We start from the raw sequence: 4,424 nt of genomic DNA on the forward strand, positions 1-4,424 counted from the left end.
GTGCCGGGCAGCAGCACCGCACCCTGGATGGCGTGGTCGGCCAGCCACGGGTGGGTTCCCACCGACAGCCTGCCCGTGAACAGGACGGTGTCCTCGTCCGCGAGCGCGACCGCGGCGCCGAGCAGCGGGTGGTCGGCGGAGCCGAGCCCGAGTCCGGTCGCGTCGGTGGCGGGCCGCAGGCTCGTGTCGGGCCAGAACCGCTGGTACTGGAAGGCGTACGTCGGCAGGTCGACGGCGTGGCCGAAGCCCTGGTAGTACGCGTCCCAGTCGACGCGCACGCCGCGTACGTCCAGTTCGGCGAGCGCGGTCATGACCGCGCTGTCCTCCGGCCGGTCGCCGCGGAGCACCGGCACGAAGGCCGCGTCCGGCAGGGACTCCTGACCCAGTGCCGAGAGGACGCCACCGGGGCCGATCTCGACGAGGACGTCCGCGCCCATGTCGGCCACGGCGTCGGCGAACCGCACGGACTCGCGCACGTGCCGCACCCAGTACTCCGGCGATCCCAGCTCCGCCCCGGACACCGGCTTGCCGGTCAGGGTGGACACGATCGAGAGCTTGGGCGCCGCGTACGACACGCTCTCCAGGACCGCGCGGAAGTCGTCCAGCATCGGGTCCATCAACGGCGAGTGGAACGCGTGGCTGACCTTCAGCCGGGTCGCCTTGCGACCCGCCTCACGCCACCGCTCCGCGACCCCGTCGACATCGGCGGCGACACCGGAGACGACCACCGAGGCGGGGCCGTTGACCGCCGCGACACCGACCGTCTCCGGCAGGTCCGACGCCACCTCGGCCTCCGTGGCCTGGATCGCCACCATCGCACCACCGGACGGCAGCGCCTGCATCAGCGCACCGCGCGCCGACACCACCTTCGCGGCATCCGCGAGCGACCACACGCCCGAGACGTGCGCGGCCGCCAGCTCGCCGATCGAGTGTCCGGCCAGGACATCCGGCCGCACACCCCACGACTCCAGCAAGCGGAACAGCGCCACCTCGACCGCGAACAACGCGGGCTGCGTCACCCCGGTCTCGTTCAGGGCGTCCGCGTCCTCACCGAACAGCACCTCACGTACCGCCGGTTCGAACTGCCCCAGCACCTCGTCCAAGGCCTCGGCGAACACCGGGAAGCGGGCCGCGAGTTCACGGCCCATGCCGAGCCGCTGCGAGCCCTGCCCCGAGAACAGGAAGCCGACCCGGCGCTCGTAGGCGACACCGCGTACGACTCCGCTCGTCACCTGCCCCTCGATGGCGTCGGTGAGCCCGGCGAGCAGGTCGGCCGAGTTCCGGCCGACGACGGCGAGCCGGTGCTCGAACGCGGCCCGCGAGGTCGCGAGCGTCCGGGCGACATCGGCCGGGTCGAGGTCGGGCCGCGCGGTCAGGTGGTCGCGCAGCCGCAGCGCCTGGTCGTGCAGGGCGCTTTCGGTGCGGCCGGAGACCAGCCACGGACCGAGCGGGGCCGACTCGGCTGCCGCCGGTGCGGCGGCTTCCGGCGCGGACTCGATGATGACGTGCGCGTTGGTGCCGCTGAAGCCGAAGGACGACACACCGGCCCGCCGGGGCCGGTCCGTCTGCGGCCACGGCCGCGCCTCGGTGAGGAGCTCCACGGCGCCCGCGGACCAGTCGATGTGCGGCGAGGGCTCACCGACGTGCAGGGTCTTCGGCAGCAGGCCGTTCCGCAGCGCCATGACCGTCTTGATGACGCCGCCGACACCGGCGGCGGCCTGGGTGTGGCCGATGTTGGACTTCAGCGAACCCAGCCACAGCGGATCGCCGGTGCGGTCCCGCCCGTACGTGGCGAGCAGGGCCTGCGCCTCGATCGGGTCGCCCAGCGTGGTGCCGGTGCCGTGCGCCTCGACCGCGTCCACGTCGGACGGCGTGAGACCGGCGCTCGCGAGGGCCTGGCGGATCACCCGCTGCTGCGAGGGACCGTTCGGCGCGGTGAGGCCGTTGGACGCGCCGTCCTGGTTGACCGCCGAGCCGCTCAGCACCGCGAGCACGTGGTGCCCGTTGCGCCGGGCGTCGGAGAGGCGTTCCAGGACGAGCATGCCGACGCCCTCGCCCCAGCCGGTGCCGTTGGCGTCCGTGGAGAACGAGCGGCACCGGCCGTCCGGCGAAAGGCCCTGCTGGCGGCTGAAGTCGATGAACGCGGAGGGCGTCGCCATGACGGTGACACCGCCCGCGAGCGCCAGCGAGCACTCACCGGAACGCAGCGCCTGAGCGGCCAGGTGCAGCGCGACGAGGGACGACGAGCAAGCGGTGTCCACCGTCATCGCGGGCCCTTCCATCCCGAACACGTAGGACACGCGGCCGGACGCGACACTGCCCGCGTTGCCGGTGCCGAGGAAGCTCTCGACACCTTCCGGCACGCCGTACAGCTGCGAGGCGTAGTCGTGGTACATGACGCCCGCGAACACGCCGGTGGCGCTGCCCCGCAGCGACTGCGGGTCGATGCCCGCCCGCTCGAAGGCCTCCCAGGAGGTTTCGAGGAGCAGTCGCTGCTGCGGGTCCATGGCCAGGGCCTCGCGCGGCGAGATGCCGAAGAAGCCCGGGTCGAACCGGTCCGCGTCGTGCAGGAAGCCGCCCTCGCGGGTGTAGGAGCTGCCGACCCGCTCACCCGCGGGGTCGTACAGCGCCTCCACGTCCCAGCCGCGCTCGGTCGGGAACGGCGTGATGCCCTCGGCCCCGTCGACGAGCAGTCGCCACAGGTCCTCCGGCGTGTTCACGCCGCCGGGGTAGCGGCAGCTCATGCCGACGATCGCGATCGGCTCGTCGGTCGCGGTCACGGCCGCGACGGTGGCCGGCGCGGCGACGCGCTCGCCCGCGATCTCGACGCCGACGAACGCGGCGATCGCCGCGGGGGTCGGGTAGTCGAAGATCAGCGTGGCGGGCAGGCGAAGGCCCGTGGCCGCGTTCAGGCGGTTGCGCAGGTCGACGGCGGTCAGCGAGTCGAAGCCCAGCTCCGTGAACGCCTGCTCGGGCGCGACCGCCTCCGGCCCGGCGTGGCCGAGCACCGTGGCGGCCTGGGTGCGGACGAGGTCCAGGAGCGTCCGGGCGCGCTCGTCCTCGGCCAGCGGGGCCAGCAGGGCGCGGAGCGCCGCGGCCGGGTCGGCCCCGGTGCCCGCGGCCCGGCGGGTGGTCGTGCGGACGAGGCCGCTGAACACCGGGGGTATTTGCGGGAGTTCGCGTACGGCGCGCAGGTCGAGCCGCATCGGTACGACGACCGGTGCAGTCCCGGAGACCGCGGCGTCGAACAGCGCGACGCCCTCCTCGGCGGACAGGCCGGTCGCGGCGGACTGCGCCACGCGGGCGCCCATGCCGTCGGCCCACAGGCCCCACGCCAGCGAGGTCGCGGGGAGCCCGGCGGCGCGGCGCCGCTGGGCGAGGGCGTCCAGGAAGGCGTTGGCCGCCGAGTAGTTGCCCTGTCCGGGTCCGCCGAGCGTGCCCGCCACCGAGGAGAACAGAACGAACGCCGTCAGGTCCGACTCACGGGTCAGCTCGTGCAGGTGCCAGGCCGCGTCGACCTTCGGCCGGAAGACCGTGTCGACCTGGTCGGGCGTGAGCGAGCCGATGGTGCCGTCGTCGAGGACACCGGCGGTGTGCACGACGGCGGTGACGGGGTGCTCGGCGAGCAGCGCCGCCAGCGCGTCCCGGTCCGCGACATCGCAGGCCGCGTACGTCACCTCGGCGCCCTGCGCGGTCAGTTCGGCGCGCAGTTCCTCGGCGCCCTCGGCCGCGGCGCCGCGTCGGCTGGCCAGGACGAGGCGTCCGACTCCGTGACTGTCGACGAGGTGCCGGGCGACGAGACCGCCCAGCGCACCCGACGCGCCCGTCACCAGCACCGAGCTGTCCGGCCCGAACGCCGGGTCCGTGCCGGGCTCCGGCCGCAGCCGCGCGAGGCGGGCCACGTGGGCCCGGCCGTCCCGCACGACGATCTGGGGTTCGCCGCTCGTCAGGACCGGCTTCCAGGTGTTCTCGTCGCCGCCGTCGACATCGCCGTCGACATCGACGAGCACGATGCGGTCCGGGTTCTCCGCCTGTGCCGTACGCACCAGGCCCCACACCGCCGACGCCGCCAGGTCCGGCACGTCCTCGCCGGGTTCGACCGCCACCGCGCCACGGGTCACCAGGACAAGGCGCGAGTCCATGCACCGGTCATCGGCCAGCCAGCCCCGCACCAGCTCCAGGGCGGCCAGGACCTGCGGGCGTACCGAGGCCACGTCAGCGGACTCGGCGCACCGCACCACGACGTTGTCCGGCAGCGACTCGCCCGCGTCCAGCTCCGACCGCACCGCGGCCCAGTCCGCGAACTCCGCCACCGGACCAGCGGTCCCGGCCGACGACGTCGCCGTCTGAGCGGGCACCCAGTCGAGGTGGAACAGCGACTCCCAGCCCTGCCGCGACAGCGCGGCCGACACTGGACGCAGCAC

The 4,424-nt window shown here is 74.2% G+C and carries 1 protein-coding gene; it reads right to left on the reverse strand.

Annotated elements, in window-relative coordinates:
- The coding region (locus tag IE274_RS39015; RefSeq protein WP_190120699.1) for a type I polyketide synthase at positions 1–4,424 on the reverse strand (4,424 nt) is incomplete at both ends.

It is taken from the genome of Streptomyces flavofungini, from assembly GCF_014650815.1.
Taxonomy (GTDB): Bacteria; Actinomycetota; Actinomycetes; order Streptomycetales; family Streptomycetaceae; genus Streptomyces; species Streptomyces flavofungini.